The organism is Actinoplanes sp. NPDC051513 (assembly GCF_044454685.1).
Lineage (GTDB): Bacteria > Actinomycetota > Actinomycetes > Mycobacteriales > Micromonosporaceae > Actinoplanes.
In genome coordinates, this window is record NZ_JBITDW010000008.1 from 61,099 (window position 1) to 77,229 (window position 16,131).

Below are 16,131 nucleotides of genomic sequence, written 5' to 3' on the forward strand. Positions count from 1 at the left end.
CGCGGGTACCGGCTGGGCCAGGATCTCGATCGGTGACGCGACGAGCCCGGCCAACACGGGGCGGCTTTCGCATCCGGACCGCGTACGAGGACGCCCGCGCCTGATACGCCCGGCCGGGTGAGGGCTCAAGTCGGAGGTGCGGCCGATGTCCAGCTTCCAGAAATCGCGAATTTACATATCACCATCTTGCCGGTCGTCACGATCGCGATATGCTCCAGGTCACCCCCGATCCCGTGGAGGACCTGTGAACAGGGACTTTGTGGTATGAGGCCGCAACTGGACGACCTCGATGCGGCGCCCGGAAGCACGACGTCTCTGCTGCGCACGATCGTCGCCACCTCGCTGCGCCGCCTCGGCGGCTGGATCGCCGTCGCCGATCTCATCACGCTGATGCGCGCCATCGATGTTCCCGACCCCCGCACCCGCAACGCCCTGAGCCGGCTCAAGGCCAAGGGCCTGCTCGTTCCCGACTCCCGCGGCAAGATCACCGGCTACCGGCTGTCCGAGGACGCGGTGCCGATGATCGAGCGCGGCGAGCAGCGTCTCTACCGCCCGCGCTTCATGACCCGCGACGGCCGCTGGTGCCTGATCTCCTACTCGGTTCCCGAGGAACAGCGCGACCTGCGCCACCAGCTGCGCCGCCGGCTGTCCTGGATCGGCTGCGGCTCGGTCTCGCCGGCGCTGTGGATCTGCCCGGGCTTCCTGGTCGACGAGGTCGAGGAGATCCTCGCCGATCTCGGGCTCAACGCGCGGGCCACGGTCTTTCTGGCCGACGAGATCCGCGGCGACAAGCCGGCTCCGGTCGCGGTCGCGCTCTGGTGGGACCTCGACGCGATCCGGGCGCTGCACGACGATTTCCTCGCCGCGCACGCCGACGACGTGCAGGCGGCGGTGAAGGACCCGGCGCCGCGGCGTGCCTTCGCGGTCGCGATCCGCGGGCTGGACAGCTGGCGGCCGATTCCGTACGTCGATCCCGGCCTGCCCGATTCGCTGCTGCCCGACGACTGGCCGGCCCGCCGTAGCCTGCCGCTGTTCGAGGAGCTGCGCGACCGCCTCCTGCCGCACGCCCACGCGTACGTCGAGCAGGTCACCTCCGGAGGTGCCGCATGACCCTCACTTCCCATCGCGGCGACGCCGGCCTGATCCGCTCGGCGTTCGGCCGGTTCCCCTCGGGCGTGGTGGCGCTCGCCGCCGACACCGGCGACCAGCCCGCGGTCCTGGTGGCGTCGTCGTTCACGGTCGGTGTCTCGCTCGACCCGCCGCTGGTGCTCTTCTCGGTGCGCAACGAGTCGACGACCTGGCCGCGGCTGCGCCACAGCCGCCGGATCGGCGTCTCGCTGCTCAGTGCCGACCAGGCCGAGCTCTGCCGGCGCCTGGCCGGACGCGATCGGGGCGCGCGCTTCGGCGACGACCCGATCGAGCGCACGAGCGAGGGCGCCCTGCTCTTCGCCGGCTCTCCGCTCTGGCTGGACTGCTCGGTCTTCGGCGAGATCCCGGCCGGCGACCACCGCGTCGTCCTGCTCGAGGTGCATCAGCTCTGGCAGGACAACGCCCTCGATCCGCTGATCTTCCACGGCTCGGCGTTCCGCCGCCTGGAGGCCGCGTGACGATCCTCGACTGCATCCGCGCCGCACATCGGCCGGCCGGCCGGCGGCTCGGCATCGCGGTCGGCATGCCCGCCCCCGGCGACCTGCTCGACGGGATCACGGAGGTCCTGCGGGACGCGGGCGTTCCCCCGGCCCGGCGGCTGGCCCACCTCCGCCCCCGGCCCGGCGAGGCGGCCACCCGCCCCGAGGATGCCGCCTACTTCATCGACCGCTACGGACACGAGTACACCATCATCGTCCTGGCCCCGGCCCACAGCAACGACGCTGTCGCCGAGGCCTGCGCTGCCGAGGGCTGCGCCCTCATCCTCACCACCCTCCCTGTCTGAACGCCACGACGGCGGTCAGGCGCACCACGCACCCATCAGAAGACGTATATATCGAGCTATTTATTGATTGGATCCTCATGCGCCTCTCCCGTTCGCGTCTCTCCCTGATCGCCCTCGCCGCCTTACTGGCCGGATGTTCGACACCCACCGACGAGGCGGCTGCCCCGGCCGCCGACGTCCCGTCGGCCGCGGTCGACAGCACGCTCGCCGGAGAACTGCCCGACACCATCAAGTCGTCCAAGCAGATCAGCCTCGGCGCGCTCTGGGAGACCCCGCCGGTCATCAGCGTCACCACCACCGACACCTCGACCCCGGTCGGCATCGCCCCCGACCTGGCCGCCGCCATCGCTCCGGTGCTCGGCGTCAAGGTGGTCTGGAAGAACATGCAATGGCCGGCCCAGCTACCGGGCGTGCAGTCCGGCAGCGTCGACGCCCTGTGGGGCCAGGTCTCGGCCACCGAGGAGCGGGAGAAGAGCGTCGTCGACCTGGTGCCCTTCTACAAGTCGACGATGGCGCTGCTCATGCTGAGCGACAAGACTTCCGGCGTGACCGGCCTGGCCGGCATGTGCGGCAAGAAGGTGGGCCTGCCGGTCGGCTCGATCCAGTCCGACACGGTCAAGAAGGTCAGCGCCGCGTCCTGCGCGAGCAACCCGATCCAGCTGGCCGAGTACTCCGGCGCGACGGCCGCGATCAGCGCGGTCAAGGCCGGCACGGTCGACGCCTGGATGGACTCGACCACCAGCCAGCAGGCCGCGGTCAAGAAGAGTGGCTCCACCTTCGCCGTCGTCGAGGTGCCGACCAGCGAGTTCGCGGCGCAGTACACCACGATCGCGATCGGCAAGGCCCAGCCCGGCCTCACCAAGGCGGTGCTCGGCGCGATGCAGAAGATCCTCGCCGACGGCACCTACGACAAGATCATGGCGAAGTACGACATGACCTCGGCCGCTATCACCAGCAGCGAGCTGGTCGCCAATCCGGTCTCCAAGACCGCGATCGGCGAGAAGGCCGCGTCCTGAGGCCATAGACAAATGCGATTCAGCGTACGGCTAGGCAGCGGCACCCCGGCGAAGGTGTTCCGGGACTGTGCCGTGACCGCCGAGGAGCTCGGTTTCGACCAGATCTGGACGGGCAACGACCTGCTGCGCCGCTCCGGGATCGTGCCGGTGACGGTGGCCCTGGCCGCGACCAGCCGGATCCGGGTCGGCTCGAGCGTGCTCAACCCGGTGAGCCTGCACCCCGCGGAGATCGCCATGATCGCCGCGGGGCTGCAGGACTTCTCCGGCGGCCGCTACCTGCTGGGCCTGGGCGCGGGCTCCGAGGTGTTCCTGCGCTGGGCCGGCCTGGCGTTGCCGACGCCGGTACGCCGTACGCGTGAGGGGTTGCGGGCGGTCCGCACCCTGCTCGCCGGCGGCGTGCCGGACGGCTGGCACGAGCGGGCCGCGCTGAAAGACGGGCCGGCGCCCACGCCGATCTACCTCGGCGCCATGGGCCCCAAGATGCTGGCCCTGGCGGGGCGCGAGGCCGACGGCGTCCTCGCGCTCTGCCTGCCCCCCACCCAGTTCGACTGGTTCGCCGGCCGGGTCGGCGACGCGGCGTCGAAGCCGGACTTCGACCTCGCCTGCTGCCTCTGGGTCTCGATCGACGACGACCGGGACGCCGGCCGGGCCCGGCTCGCCGCCAAGATCGCGGCGTACTCGGGCTCGCTGGCGCCGGACACGCTGGCCGCCGCCGGCCTCGACGTCGAGCGCTTCCGGCACGTCCAGTCGCTGGTCACGGCGGGCGACCTGGCCGCCGCCACCGCCGCGGTCGACGACGACATGCTGCGCCTGGGCATCGCCGGCGACGTCCACGACGTCATCGACCGCTGCCTGGAGCTGAAGGCATCGGGCGTCCGTCATCTGTCGTTCGGCCAGCCGCTGGGCGGCTCGCTCACCGAGGCCGTGGCGCTGCTCGGCCGCCACGTCCTACCCCACCTCTGATCGGAGTCACCATGGCTGCCACCCCCACGTCCGTCACCGAAACGGCCGACGCGCTGCCCGCGCTGCGCGAACCTCGCACCGCCGTCGACATCCTGGCCAACGTCCGCGCGCTTACGCCGGTCATCCGCGAGGAGGCCGATGCCACCCAGGCGCAGGCGTTCCTCACCGACCGCATGCGCGAGGCGCTGCGGGCGGCCGGCGCGTACCGAGTGGGCTTCTCTCGCCGCCACGGCGGCCCGCAGATGAGCCTGACCGACCAGACCCGCATGGTCGAGTCGGTCGCCACCGCCGACGCCGGCATCGCGTGGAACGTGGCCGTGCTGGCCGCCACCGGCTTCTACGCCGGCCGGCTCGGCGACGCCGCGTTCGCCGAGCTGTACCCCGAGCTCGACCTGCCGACCTGCGGCTCGTTCCACCCCAAGGGCAAGGCGGTCGAAGTGCCGGGCGGGTACCGGGTGACCGGGCGGTGGAAGTTCGGCAGCGGCATCCGCTCGGCCGACCGGATCGTGGCCGGCGTCGAAGTGCAGCGCGACGGCGAGCCGGTGCGCACGCCGGACGGCAGCGTGCTGACCCTCGGGGTCTGGCTGCCCAAGGAGCAGGTGTCGCTGCTCGACGACTGGCACGTCATCGGGCTGCGCGGCTCCAGCAGCCAGGGCTACACGGTCACCGACGTCTTCGTGCCGGCCGAGCACTCGTTCGACCGGTTCTTCGCACCGACCGGCGACGCCGACCCGCTCAACAAACACGTCGAGCTGCCCTTCTACAGCATGGCCGGCATCTCGGTGGGCCTCGCGCAGCACGCCGTTGACCTGGCCACCGGCCATCTGCGCGACCGCAAGCCGACCGAGCGGCAGCTGACCCTGCTGGGCGAGGCCGTGTCGTATGTGCGGGCCGCGCGCTCGCTCGTACTCGACGGCATGCGGGCGATCGACGAGCAGATCTTCACCGAGGGAACGGTGCCCGACGAGCTGACGATGGCCCGGGGCGACGCCCCGATGGCGCAGGAGTTCACCCGGGTGGTCCTCGACCGCTGCGGCGAGATCCTCGGCTCCCAGGTGGTGTACGAGAGCTTTCCGTTCGAGCGGCTGGTGCGCGACAGCACCGGCGTCACCGCCCACGCCTCGACCTGGCGCAGCCGCTGGACCTCGGTAGGCCAAACGCTGGTAGCGATGGGTGAGAGCCGATGACTCAGACCACCACCGCGACCCGCGCGGCGCCGAAGCGGGACGTCGTGCCTGTCCGCCATTGGGGCCGGATGGCCGGCGCCGCCGTGGTCGCGCTGCTGGTGCTCGGCGCCGCCTACAGCTTCGCGACCAACCCGAACTTCGAGTGGAGCGTCGTAGGCCAGTACCTCTTCGCGAAGACCGTGCTCAAGGGCCTGCTGCTGACCCTGGAGATGACGGTCATCGGCATGGTGATCGCGCTCGTGCTCGCGGTCGTGATCGGCGTGATGCGGATGTCGCCCAGCCGGGTCATCGCCGGCGTCGCAGCCGCCTGGGTGTTCCTCTTCCGCGGCGTCCCGCTGATCGTGCTGCTCATCCTGGTCGGCAACCTCGGCCTGTTCTTCAAGAACATCACACTCGGCGTCCCGTTCACCGGCGTGGTGTTCTGGTCGGCGCCGGTCGGCCAGGTGGTGACCCCGTTCGTGGCCTCGGTGATCGGGCTGTCGCTGGCCGGATCGGGATACATGGCCGAGATCGTGCGCAGCGGGCTGCTCGCGGTCGGCAAGGGCCAGCACGAGACGGCCAAGGCCCTCGGGCTCAACCGGGCCCAGACGCTGCGCCACATCGTGCTCCCACAGGCCCTGCGGGTGATCATCCCGCCGCTCGGCAACGAGTCGATCGGCATGCTCAAGGCCTCGGCCATCGTCTCCGTCATCGCCGGCGGCGACCTCCTGACGGTCGTCGAGGGCATCTCCGGCATCAACTTCCGCACGATCGAGATGCTGATCGTCGCCACCATCTGGTACCTGCTGGTGATCTCGGTCTACTCGGTCGCGCAGTACTTCCTCGAGCGAAGGGCGGCCGAACGATGACCGATGTGCTGAACGACGTGATGATCGACATTCGCGGCGTCGACAAGTGGTACGGCCCGCACCAGGTGCTGCACGGCGTCGACCTGCAGGTACGCCGGGGCGAGACGGTCTGCGTGATCGGGCCGTCCGGGTCCGGCAAGAGCACGCTGCTGCGCACGATCAACCACCTCGAGGACATCAACGCCGGCAGCATCGAGGTCGGCGGCGAGCTGGTCGGCTACCGCGAGCACCGCGGCCGGCTGCACGAGCTGCGCGAGTCCGAGGCATGCCGGCAGCGGCTCGGCATCGGCATGGTCTTCCAGCAGTTCAACCTCTTCCCGCACATGACGGTGCTGGACAACGTCGCGTTCGCCCCGATCAAGGTGAAGAAGCAGGACGCGCGCGCGGCCCGCGAGTACGGCCGGGAGCTGCTGACCCGGGTGGGGCTGGCCGACAAGACGGCCGCGTACCCGTCGAAGCTCTCCGGCGGGCAGCAGCAGCGCGTGGCGATCGCCCGCGCCATGGCCATGCGGCCGCAGGTCATGCTCTTCGACGAGCCGACCAGCGCGCTCGACCCGGAACTGGTCGGCGAGGTCCTCGCGGTGATGAAGGACCTGGCCGCCACCGGCGGGATCACGGTCGTCGTGGTCACCCACGAGATGGGCTTCGCCCGCGAGGTCAGCGACCGGGTGATCTTCATGGATGACGGCCGCATCGTCGAGCAGGGCACGCCCGAGGAGGTGCTCGTGACGCCGCGGCACGAGCGCACGCAGGCGTTCCTGGCGGCGGTCCTCCGATGACCGCGGTCGCCCTGGTCGCCGGCGGGACCGGCCCGATCGGCCGGGCCGTCGCAGTCGCGCTGGCCGACGAGGGATTCCGGGTCGCAGTGCACTACCGCAGCCGCCCCGAGGTGGCCGAGGAGGTGGTCGCCGGGCTGCCCGGCGAGCACCTGACCGTCGCGGCCGATCTCGGCGACCCGGCTGCGGTGTCCCGGCTCGGTGACGAGGTCGGGCGGGTCGCGGTGCTGGTCAACGCGGCGCACCCGGCCCTGCGGACGCCCGCGCCCGTGGCCGAGACGGCCGCTCCCGACCTCGCCGCCCAGCTGGCCGGGGTGCAGGCCCACGCCGCGCTCTGCGCGCAGGTCGTCCCCGGCATGCGCGACCGCGGCTGGGGCCGGATCGTCTACGTCTCCGGGGCGCTGATGTCGCGGCCGGCCCCGGGCCTGGGCGCCTACGGCGCGGCCAAGGCCGCCGCCACCGTGCTCACCCGCTACCTCGCCCTCGAGGAGGGCCGGCACGGGATCACCGCCAACGTGGTGGCGCCGGGCCGGGTCGTCGACCCCGACGAGGACGAGGAGCTGACCCCCGCGCAGGCCGCCCTCGCGGCCCGGCTGCTGGAGCGGATGGCCCTGCCCACCTTCCCGACACCCGCCGAGGTGGCCGCGGCCGTGCTGACCCTCGTCCGGTCGCCCGCACTGACCGGGCAGACGCTGTGGGTCACCGGCGGGGAGCCGATCGGTGGGTGACAACCTGCTGCCGGCCTGCCCACGCGTGCGGATCGTGGTCGAGCGCGCCGACGCGCCGCGCTGCGGCATCAAGGTCGGCGACGCCGTCGACGTGGACGGGCCGGGGCTGTCGACCGGCGGCAAACCGTTCTGCCCCATGGCGCTGATGGGCGTGCTGCCGGTGCTGGGCATGCGGCAGAACCCGATCCCCGCCGACGACTGGCTGGTGCGCAAGCCGTACCTGTGCTGCCCGGACGCCTCCGACGGCGTGGTCCTGCGCTTGGAGGCCCTCCCGTGAAGATCCGTTGCACGGTCGAGGCCATGAACTACTCGGCCTGCGGGCTGGCGGTCGGCGACTTCTTCGAGCTGTCCCCGACCGGCGTGACCGTCCCCGACGGCAAGCGGTTCTGCTACTTCGCCATCGCCTCCGTCATCCCGTCGGTGCTGGGCCGGCTCGACGCCGACGAACCCGACGACTACCTGCGCGGCCGGCCCCTGCTCGCCTGTCCCGACCCGCCCGAGAACCTGCACATAAGAGTCGAGGTGGATCAATGAGACCCGTCGTGTTCAGCGCCCGCGTCGGCGGCCACGGCGTGCTGTCCGTCGTCGACAAGGCCGTGCTGGTCGAGGAGGCCGGCTTCGACCAGGTCTGGACCGGCAACGACATCTTCGGCGAACCGGGCCTGGTGACCCTGGCCGCGATCGCGCTCAGGACCAGCCGCATCCGGTTCGGCTCGGGCGTGATCGACCCGGTGTCGCTGCATCCCGCACAGATCGCCATGTTCGCCTCCGGCCTGCAGGAGCTCTCCGGCGACCGGTTCCTGCTCGGGATCGGCGCCGGCTCCGACGTGTTCTTCCGCTGGGGCGGCATCAACCCCAAGAAACCCGTCATCCGTACGCGCGAGGCCGTGCTCGCCATCCGCGAGCTCGTCAACGGCCGCAGCCCGGCGGACGTGCCCGGCGTCGCCGGGGGCTGGACGTCCCAGGCCGTCCTGCGATCGTGGCGGCCCACACCCATCTACATCGGCGCGATGGGCCCCAGAATGCTCGATCTCACCGGCCGCATCGCCGACGGCGCGCTCCCGCTCTGCCTTCCACCCCGACACGTGTACAGCGTGATGGACCAGTTGTCGGCCGGCGCCGCCAAGGCCGGCCGCACCCTCGACGACCTGGACGTCGCCGCCTGCGTGTGGGCCTCGATCTCCGACGACCGGCGTACCGCCCGGCGCCTGCTGGCCCGGCACATCGCCCTCTACAGCGGCTCGCTCTCGACCGACGCGCTCGCCGCCAACGGGCTCAACCCGGCCGAGTTCGCGCACACCCAGGAACTGATGCTCGCCGGCCGCGAAGAGGACGCGATCGCCTCGGTCACCGAGTCGATGCTGCAGCTGGGCATCGTGGGCAGCGTCGACGACGTGATCGAGCACTGCGCGGCGCTGATCGACGCGGGCGTCCGGCACATCTCGTTCGGCCCGCCGGTCGGCCCCGACCCGGCCGCCGCCATCCAGCTGATCGGCCAGAAGGTCCTGCCAGCCCTCCGCCATTCGTTCGAGCAAAGGAGCAACAAATGATCATCGTGCACGGCGGCATCACCGTCGACCCGTCCCGCATCGGCGACGTCGAGGACGCCGGCGCCGCCTTCCAGAAGGCCTCCAAGGCCGAGGACGGCTGCGTCGAGTACCAGCTCTCCTGGAAGATCGGCGAGCCCGGCAACCTGCGCCTGCTGGAGATCTGGGAGAACAAGGACAAGCACCAGGCCCACAAGGACCAGGCCCACACGCGGGAGTGGACGGCCTTCATCGGCTCGGTCGCCGCCGCCCCGCCGCAGTTCCACGACATCACCGCCTGAACCTCGGGCGGTGGCCAGTCACGCTGCCACCAACGGCGTCGACGCTCGTACCACAATCCTGTTGCCAGCGCTCTCGACCTTCTCGATCACCAGCGGCGCCGGCCCACCGAACACCACGCCGACAAGAGCGCCAGATCCACAGTCCCGACGTGGCGGCGAGCTCACCCTTTTACGCCGGTGGCGGCGATGCTGCTGATAAATGATCGTTGGAAGGCCAGGAACAGGGCGAGGACTGGGATGGTGATCATGGTTGCGTAGGCCATGATCTGGCCCCAGGCGACGTTGAGCTGGAAGAAATACTGGATGCCCACCATCACGGGCCGCAGGCCTTCGCTTTGGACCACCATGAGTGGCCACAGGTAGGAGTTCCAGGCGGGCAGGAATGTGAGGATCGCGACGGTGGCGATGGCGGGGCCGGACAGAGGCAGCACGACTCGCCGGTAGATGGTGAAGAACCCTGCTCCGTCGATGCGTGCGGCCTCGTCGAGCTCGGTGGGGATGCTGGAGAAGTACTGGTGGAAGAGGTAGATGGAGAAGGCGTTGGCCACGAACGGCAGGATCTGCACCCGGTAGGTGTCGAGCCAGCCTTCGGTGAGGACGAGTTGGAAACCGTTGGCGGTGAGCCAGGGCAGCTTGTTGACCCACCAGACCAGCGGCAGGGCTACGGTTTCGAACGGCACGATGAGGGTGGCGATGATGGCGCTGAGGATCGCCTTGCGTGCCGGCCAGCGCATTCGGGACAGCGCGAAGGCGGCGAGGCTGTTGATGACAAGTCCGGCGGCGACCGTGATCGCGGAGATCAGGATGGAGTTGAGCAGGAACCGGACGGCGGGGACTCGGTCGAACACGCCGCGGTAGTTGTCGAGCGAAACGTCGCCGGCGGGCAGGAAGGCCTTGAGGGTGCCGAGGTCGGTGAAGATCTGCCGGTCCGGTTTCAGCGACGAGACGGCCATGAAGATGATCGGTGAGGCGAAGAAGACGACCAGCAGTATGCGCAGGGTGTGGGCGGCGAGGCGGCGCAGCGGTCCGGAGGTAGCTTGCGGGCGTGTGCCGGCGATCCGCGTGGTGGCGCTCATGTCAGGACTTCTCCCGGGTGAAGAACCGCTGAACTGCGGAGACGGCGAGTACGAGCACGAAGAAGGTCAACGAGATGGCGGACGCGTAGCCGGTGGAGTGCTGTTCGTAGCCCGTTCGCACGGCCAGGAACACCACCGTGGTGGTCGCGTCGCGGGGTCCGCCCTGGGTCATCACGCTGATCTGGGTGAACAGGCTGAACGTGGCGATCGTGATGGTGATGAGGATGAACGTGCGGGTCGCGCGTAGGCCGGGCCAGGTGACGTAGCGGAAGCGGTTCCAGCCGGTAGCGCCGTCGATCGCGGCTGCTTCGTAGAGCTCGGTCGGGATGGTCTGCAAGCCGGCGAGCCAGATGACCATGTGGAATCCGACGCCTTGCCAGATCGACATGGCGATGATGGCCGGCATCGCCGTGCTCGGGTTGTTCAGCCAGTCGACCGTCTCCCAGTGCCCGAGGGTGAGGGTGGCGAGGAATCTGTTGATCAGGCCGTCGGGTTGGTACATGAACCGCCACAGCAGCGAGACGACGACCATCGACGTGACGACGGGGACGAAGTAGACGGTGCGGAAGAAGTTGCGGCCCCGGATCTTGCCGTTGACCAGCAGCGCCAGCACCAACGCGCAGCCGGCCTGCACTGGTACGACCACGACCGCGAAGTAGAGGGTGTTGCGCAGCGAGGCCCAGAAGACGGTGTCCTCGGCCAGGCGGGCGAAGTTGTCCAGCCCGATGAATCGTGCGGGCCGCGGCGAGATCAGCTGGGCGTTGGTGAAGGCCAGCCCGAACGCCAGCAGTATCGGGACGACCAGGAAGACAACGAGCAGCACGACGGCCGGGCTGGCCATCGCCGCGGCGGTCAGCGCCTCCAGCCGCCGGGCGTGGTTGCGCCGGCCGGTTGGTGCGGTCGGTTCGGTGAGCGCTGGGGTGGTCAGGGTGGTGGTCATGGCGCCTCCGCGCGGGCCGACTGCCGGGCAGGTGCAGGCAGTCCTGCCCGGCAGTCGGTGTCATGGTCAGGAGCGGTAGTTGTCGTTCTGCTTGATGTTGTTGTCGATCTCGGCCACGGCCTTGTCCAGGGTCTGCTTGGGGTCGGCGCCGTTGAGGATGTCCTGGGCGGCCTTGGTGAAGACGGAGGAGATGTACGGGTAGGCGGGCGTCTCGGGCCGCACGACTGCCGCCTTGCCGGCCAGTTCCAGGAAGACCCGGTATTTGCCGTCCGGGGCGTAGTCAGGGATCTGCGCCGCGGCCTCGGTGCTGGCGGGGATGAGCCCCAGCGTCTTGGCGAACGCTACGAAGTACTTGGTCTGCCGGGAAAACGCGAGATAGGCCTGCGCGCCCTCCTTCGAGCCGCAGCTGGAGGTCATCGCCCACTGCCAGGACGCGCCGCCGATCTTGGGCCCGGCGCCGAAGTCCGGTGGCGGCAGGAACAACACGTCGTCGAACTTGGCGGTCACCGTGTCGGCCGCCCAGCTGCCGTTCCAGCTGATCGCGGTCTTGCCGTTGGTGAAGTCGAGCGCCGGGTCCTGGCCGGACTTCTTGGCCATCAGGCCGTCCGCGGCCAGATCCTGGAACCACTTCGCCCAGGCGATGGCCGGGGCGCCGTTGAGGGCGCCGGCGGCGGTCGTGTACGCGGAACGGTCGATCAGGTCGCCGCCGAAGCTCTGCAGGAACGGCGAGTAGCCGTACGACCACCACTCACCGGTTCCGGCGGTGCCCAGGTCGAGCGGATGGTCGAACTTGCCGCTCGCTTTGATTTTGGCCAGAGCTGCGGCGAACTCCGCGGCGGTCCACGGCTGGGCCAGCGTGGGCACCCGGATGTCGTTGCTGTCCAAGGTGGACTTCCGGGTGATCATGGAGAGAGCCACGTCGTAGAAGCCGAACGAGTACACCTTTTCCTGGTATTTGCCGACCGTGCTGGGTAGCTGTCCGGTGAACTGGTTGTCCGGGATGTTCAGGGGCTCCAGGTAGTTTGCCCACGCCCAGTTGGGCACGTTAGGGCCGTCGACGTCGAGCAGGCACGGCAGTTTCTTGGCCGTGGCGGCCGCGACGACCGCATCGTTGTAGGACCCTTGCGGAAAGGCCTGGTATTCGACTTTGAACTTGGTCTGGCTCGCGTTGAAGTCGTCGATGACCTGCTTGACGACGCCGAGTTCCTTGTCGTTGCCGGCGTTGTGTGTCCAGAGCACGAGGGTGGTCGTCCCGTTCGAGGAGGACGATCCGGTTCCCTCCGATGTGGAGCATGCCGTGGTCAACGCCACGGCGGCGGCCGCGACACTCGCGGTCGCGAGGCGCCTGAATCGTTGTGCTGACATGGAGATTCCTCCAACTGATTGAATTCGGCCCGCGCCGGGGGTGGGAACCGTCGCGGAAACGACCGCTGCGGCATCGGAACGGGTTGTCGTGCTTGACGGCCGGGAGCGGGGCGCCGATAGCGATCGTGGGTTTGGTGGCAGGCGCCGGCGTGCGCGGAGCCAGCCGAGGCGACGCGCAACGGGCGGGTGCGTGCCGCGGACGCCGGTTCTGCCTCCGGCGTCCGCGGGCACGGCCGGTCCGCCAGCGTCACCGCCTTCCCTTTGTCATTCGCCGGTCCTGCCGGCGGGCAGTCAACTGCGATTCGATTCGTGCAGCGGCGCAAGTGGCCTGTGACGGAATCCGTTAAGGCGCCCCGGTGCTGCGTCGCCGTCGTACCACCGGAGCCGGCGCGGTCTCCCGCCTGTGGCCTCAATGTCGTCAAACCAGATGCCAAAACGATTTGGCGTCCCGGTTAACGATGTTGCTCCCCGACTGCGTCCAAGTCAAGGGACTGTTACGTGCTTGTTGCGGTCGAGGTTGACTGCGGGTGGGCCTCAGCTGTAGGCGGGATCCATCTGCCACACCTTGAGGTTCCTCACGGTCACCGCCGTATCGGCCCACAGCTGCAGGCCGAGGGCATCCGCGCGGAACGGGTAGACCCGGCTGGTGATGGAGCGGCGCCCGTTGGCATACGCCTCGATCATGGACTTGTCCAGGTAGATGTCGAGCTTGAGGTTCTGGCCCGCCAGGTTCAACGGTCCACCCTGGATACCGAGGTTGCCGTAGAGGCTGGAGTTGTTGCCGGATTTGGTGCGGTCGATGGACAGGCTGCCGGTGGCGGCGTCGTAGACCAGCAGGGTCTCTTCCTCGCCGCCGGGGCTGCGGCGCAGCTTGATGCCGTAGCGGCCGGTGCTACCAGCGGCCAGCTCGAGGGTCAGGTGCAGCATGTCGCCACGGACGCTGGACAGTTGCTGGTTGGCGACCTCGAGGGAGGTGTCGGTGGTGATGGCGACCTGCGGGCTGGTTGTCGCGTGCAGGGTGGCCAGTTCGGGGAGTGGATTGACGGCGACGTCGCCGTCCGGGCCGAGGGACAGCACGACGGGCAGACCGGCGTTGTGGGCCCATCCGGAGTTGTAGTGGGCTTGCTCGGTGCGCTTGTCCTGAGCGATGGAGAACACGACTGAGCGGCCCTTCTGGTCGACGAAGCCGCTGGGGCCGGTGAAGTGCTCGCCGTAGTCGAAGAGGCGGGGCTCGGTGGTATCGGGCGTGAATTTGCGGGTGGTGGGATTCCAGACGCCAATCCAGTACCACACGTACTTGACGTTGTAATCGGTGCCGTAGCTCCACATCGGGTTGGTCAGCAGGATGTGCTTGCCTCCGCCGATGGGCAGGAACACGGGCAGTTCCCATACCTGGCCGGTTTTCGGGTACGTATGGACGTCGCCGACCATCAGGGGGCCGGAGTAGGTCCAGTTCTTGGCGTCGGTGGAGGTGTAGAGCAGTGCGGTGCCGCCGACGTCGTCGCCGGCGCTGGTCTGCACGCCGGAACCGACCAGCTGGAACCAGGTGTTGCCTTCACGCCAGACGAACGGGTCGCGGAAGTCGCCGTAGCGGACCTTACGTCCGGCGCCGACATCGAGTGTGGGAGATTGCACCGTGACGGGCGCGGGGTCCATGGTCCAGTTGTTGAGGTCGGTGTCGTTCGGACCGCCGGTGTTGCGGGCGACGCCGGTGCGTTGGTTGGGGAAGACCGAGTCGTCGCCGGCGGTGATGAACAGCAGCGGGTTGCCGGACGCGTCGACGGCGGCACTGCCACTCCACACACCGTCCGGTGCGACCGATCCGGCGGTGGGTACCAACGCGACCGGGGCGTCTCGCCAATGCACCATGTCGGGGCTGACGCCGTGCCCCCAACTGATGTTGTGCCAGTACGGGCCGTGCTGGTTGTGCTGGTAGAACAGGTGGTACTGGCCGTTCGCGTAGACCGGGGCGTGCGGTTCGTTCATCCAGTGCTCGGGTGCCATGAAGTGGTACTGGGGTCGGTAGATGTCGCCGTCGTATCGGCTGCGGCGCATCGCCAGGTCCGGGGAGGGCGGAGCCGGCACCGCCTGGTAGGAGGCGGCCACCTCGGCGGCACTGAGTGCCCGCCGGCGCAGGCTCACCTCGTCGAGAAGGCCGGCGAACATGTTGACGGTGAACGTGCCGTTGATGACCACGCCCTGGTTGTGCCGCCCGATTTGCAGGTTGCCCGGGTAGCGGGTGATGCCGCCGGCCGGTGTGGTGAGGCTTCCTGCGGGCGCGCCGTTGAGGTAGAGCCGCATGGTGCTGGTCGCCGCGTCGAACGTCGCGACGACGTGTTGCCAGCTGTCGCGGCGAAGCGGCTTGGCGGGGTCGGCCCACAATGATTGCCAGGTGCCGGCGATGCCGGCTTGGAACGACCAGGTGCCGTGGCGGCCCACGCCGAGGATGAAGCCTTGCCGGGCGGCCTCGTCGTGCTGGTCGACGATGGCGGAGAGTTTGCGGTCGTCGCCCCACTCGAAGGCGCGTGGCGCGACCCAGGCCTCCACCGTCAGCGCCTGCGTCGGCGTTTCCAGGCCGGAACGGCTCAGCCACGTGGAGTAGCCGTCGAACAGCAACGCGTTGGAGGCCACGCCCGGACGTCGTTGCGGGGCGGTGGACGGCTTGTAGACGGCGTTGTTGAAGACGTAGTTGATCGGATCGTCCCGGTCGGCGACGCTGTCGTGAGCTACCGATCCGCTCGGCTCGTCGAACGACCAGTGCGCGACCATGTCGCCCGGCGCGGGCTCGTCGAGCCGCACATCGTCGAGGTTGAGGTGCCCCCAGCCGCCGGTGGCGTTGTCGACGACCCTCAGCGAAAGAGTCTGCCCGAGCTGGGCGGACGCGTCCCAGCTGACCCGTTGGTAGTTCTCCTCGTTGCGGCCGGTGGCGCGGAACAGGATTGCGCCGTCGCCGGCGCGGACCAGGGCGACGTACAGGTTGGTGGCGTCGTTGCCGCCGCCGAGCAGGAAGCTGACCTGCCCGGAGCCGGACAGCTGAAACGGGCTGGATGTCAGGGTTCCCGTTGCGGCGTCTCCAGCGGTGCGGAAGCCCCAGACGTGGGATGTGCCGTGCTGGCCGAAACAGCATCCCCAGCCCCAGCCGGTGTCGGTCGTGACGGCGTTGGTGAAGGCGGTTCCGGTGACACTCCACCCGGTCAGGTCGCCGGTCTCGAAGTCGGGGTTGACGATGTTGGCTGCGGCGGCCCGTGCCGGCGACGACAGCGCGACAGGTTGGAGGAGGAGCAGGACCGCGACCGCGGCGCGGGTCAACCATCTCATCACGACCGTCCTTTCCGAGAAGGGATTGTGTCGGTCATGTGAGCGTGACGTTGCCAAAACGTTTAATCAAGGCCATAAATGCAACATTCACTGCCAAAATTGTTTGGCAGGGAATGTTGCCGCACGGCGTCGGTCGCAAGTGTCTCGCGCTCG

The 16,131-nt window shown here is 69.3% G+C and carries 17 protein-coding genes; 13 read left to right on the forward strand and 4 right to left on the reverse strand.

Annotation, left to right across the window (positions count from 1 at the left end; translation table 11 throughout):
• Positions 1–264 precede the first annotated feature (264 nt).
• The 13 genes from ACIA5D_RS25615 to ACIA5D_RS25675 all read left to right on the forward strand — a co-directional run bounded on the left by ACIA5D_RS25615 (position 265) and on the right by ACIA5D_RS25675 (position 9,279).
• Positions 265–1,110, forward strand: a complete 846-nt coding sequence (locus tag ACIA5D_RS25615) for a PaaX family transcriptional regulator C-terminal domain-containing protein (protein WP_396032704.1) — start codon at positions 265–267, stop codon at positions 1,108–1,110.
• Positions 1,107–1,607 (forward strand): flavin reductase family protein, encoded by a 501-nt coding sequence (locus ACIA5D_RS25620; protein ID WP_396032705.1) that lies wholly within the window; start codon positions 1,107–1,109, stop codon positions 1,605–1,607. The genes ACIA5D_RS25615 and ACIA5D_RS25620 overlap by 4 nt, the downstream gene beginning before the upstream one ends.
• Positions 1,604–1,933 (forward strand): hypothetical protein, encoded by a 330-nt coding sequence (locus ACIA5D_RS25625; RefSeq protein WP_396032706.1) that lies wholly within the window; start codon positions 1,604–1,606, stop codon positions 1,931–1,933. The genes ACIA5D_RS25620 and ACIA5D_RS25625 overlap by 4 nt, the downstream gene beginning before the upstream one ends.
• Positions 1,934–2,010: 77 nt before the next feature.
• Positions 2,011–2,949: a transporter substrate-binding domain-containing protein gene (locus tag ACIA5D_RS25630; protein WP_396032707.1), complete on the forward strand. Its 939-nt coding sequence runs from the start codon at positions 2,011–2,013 to the stop codon at positions 2,947–2,949.
• Positions 2,950–2,961: 12 nt separating this feature from the next.
• A complete protein-coding gene (locus tag ACIA5D_RS25635) occupies positions 2,962–3,912 on the forward strand; it encodes an LLM class flavin-dependent oxidoreductase (protein WP_396032708.1) in 951 nt (316 codons plus the stop codon).
• 11 nt (positions 3,913–3,923) lie between these two features.
• Positions 3,924–5,099, forward strand: coding sequence for a hypothetical protein (locus ACIA5D_RS25640; protein ID WP_396032709.1), 1,176 nt, complete (start codon positions 3,924–3,926; stop codon positions 5,097–5,099).
• Positions 5,096–5,947 (forward strand): amino acid ABC transporter permease, encoded by an 852-nt coding sequence (locus ACIA5D_RS25645; RefSeq protein ID WP_396032710.1) that lies wholly within the window; start codon positions 5,096–5,098, stop codon positions 5,945–5,947. The genes ACIA5D_RS25640 and ACIA5D_RS25645 overlap by 4 nt, the downstream gene beginning before the upstream one ends.
• Entirely contained in the window at positions 5,944–6,726 is a 783-nt protein-coding gene (locus tag ACIA5D_RS25650) for an amino acid ABC transporter ATP-binding protein (RefSeq protein ID WP_396032711.1), read from the forward strand. Before ACIA5D_RS25645 ends, ACIA5D_RS25650 begins: the two co-directional genes overlap by 4 nt.
• The gene (locus ACIA5D_RS25655; RefSeq protein WP_396032712.1) at positions 6,723–7,451 is read left to right on the forward strand and encodes an SDR family NAD(P)-dependent oxidoreductase; all 729 of its coding nucleotides are present in this window, start codon (positions 6,723–6,725) and stop codon (positions 7,449–7,451) included. The genes ACIA5D_RS25650 and ACIA5D_RS25655 overlap by 4 nt, the downstream gene beginning before the upstream one ends.
• Positions 7,444–7,728 carry a TIGR04076 family protein gene (locus tag ACIA5D_RS25660; protein WP_396032714.1) on the forward strand — a complete coding sequence of 95 codons (285 nt, stop codon included), beginning with the start codon at positions 7,444–7,446 and terminating at the stop codon, positions 7,726–7,728. Before ACIA5D_RS25655 ends, ACIA5D_RS25660 begins: the two co-directional genes overlap by 8 nt.
• Positions 7,725–7,985, forward strand: a complete 261-nt coding sequence (locus ACIA5D_RS25665) for a TIGR04076 family protein (protein WP_396032715.1) — start codon at positions 7,725–7,727, stop codon at positions 7,983–7,985. The genes ACIA5D_RS25660 and ACIA5D_RS25665 overlap by 4 nt, the downstream gene beginning before the upstream one ends.
• On the forward strand, positions 7,982–9,001 hold the full coding sequence (locus ACIA5D_RS25670) for an LLM class flavin-dependent oxidoreductase (protein WP_396032716.1): 1,020 nt from the start codon (positions 7,982–7,984) through the stop codon (positions 8,999–9,001). The genes ACIA5D_RS25665 and ACIA5D_RS25670 overlap by 4 nt, the downstream gene beginning before the upstream one ends.
• Complete coding sequence (locus ACIA5D_RS25675) at positions 8,998–9,279, forward strand: putative quinol monooxygenase (RefSeq protein WP_396032717.1); 282 nt, start codon at positions 8,998–9,000, stop codon at positions 9,277–9,279. The genes ACIA5D_RS25670 and ACIA5D_RS25675 overlap by 4 nt, the downstream gene beginning before the upstream one ends.
• 161 nt (positions 9,280–9,440) lie before the next feature.
• Here the strand turns inward: ACIA5D_RS25675 and ACIA5D_RS25680 are convergent, their stop codons facing one another.
• The 4 genes from ACIA5D_RS25680 to ACIA5D_RS25695 all read right to left on the reverse strand — a co-directional run bounded on the left by ACIA5D_RS25680 (position 9,441) and on the right by ACIA5D_RS25695 (position 15,978).
• Entirely contained in the window at positions 9,441–10,355 is a 915-nt protein-coding gene (locus ACIA5D_RS25680) for a carbohydrate ABC transporter permease (protein WP_396032718.1), read from the reverse strand.
• 1 nt (position 10,356) lies between these two features.
• A complete protein-coding gene (locus ACIA5D_RS25685; RefSeq protein ID WP_396032720.1) occupies positions 10,357–11,295 on the reverse strand; it encodes a carbohydrate ABC transporter permease in 939 nt (312 codons plus the stop codon).
• 66 nt (positions 11,296–11,361) lie between these two features.
• Positions 11,362–12,660 carry an extracellular solute-binding protein gene (locus ACIA5D_RS25690; protein ID WP_396032721.1) on the reverse strand — a complete coding sequence of 433 codons (1,299 nt, stop codon included), beginning with the start codon at positions 12,658–12,660 and terminating at the stop codon, positions 11,362–11,364.
• Positions 12,661–13,194: 534 nt separating this feature from the next.
• A complete protein-coding gene (locus ACIA5D_RS25695; RefSeq protein WP_396032722.1) occupies positions 13,195–15,978 on the reverse strand; it encodes a GH32 C-terminal domain-containing protein in 2,784 nt (927 codons plus the stop codon).
• Between the last annotated feature and the right edge of the window lie 153 nt (positions 15,979–16,131).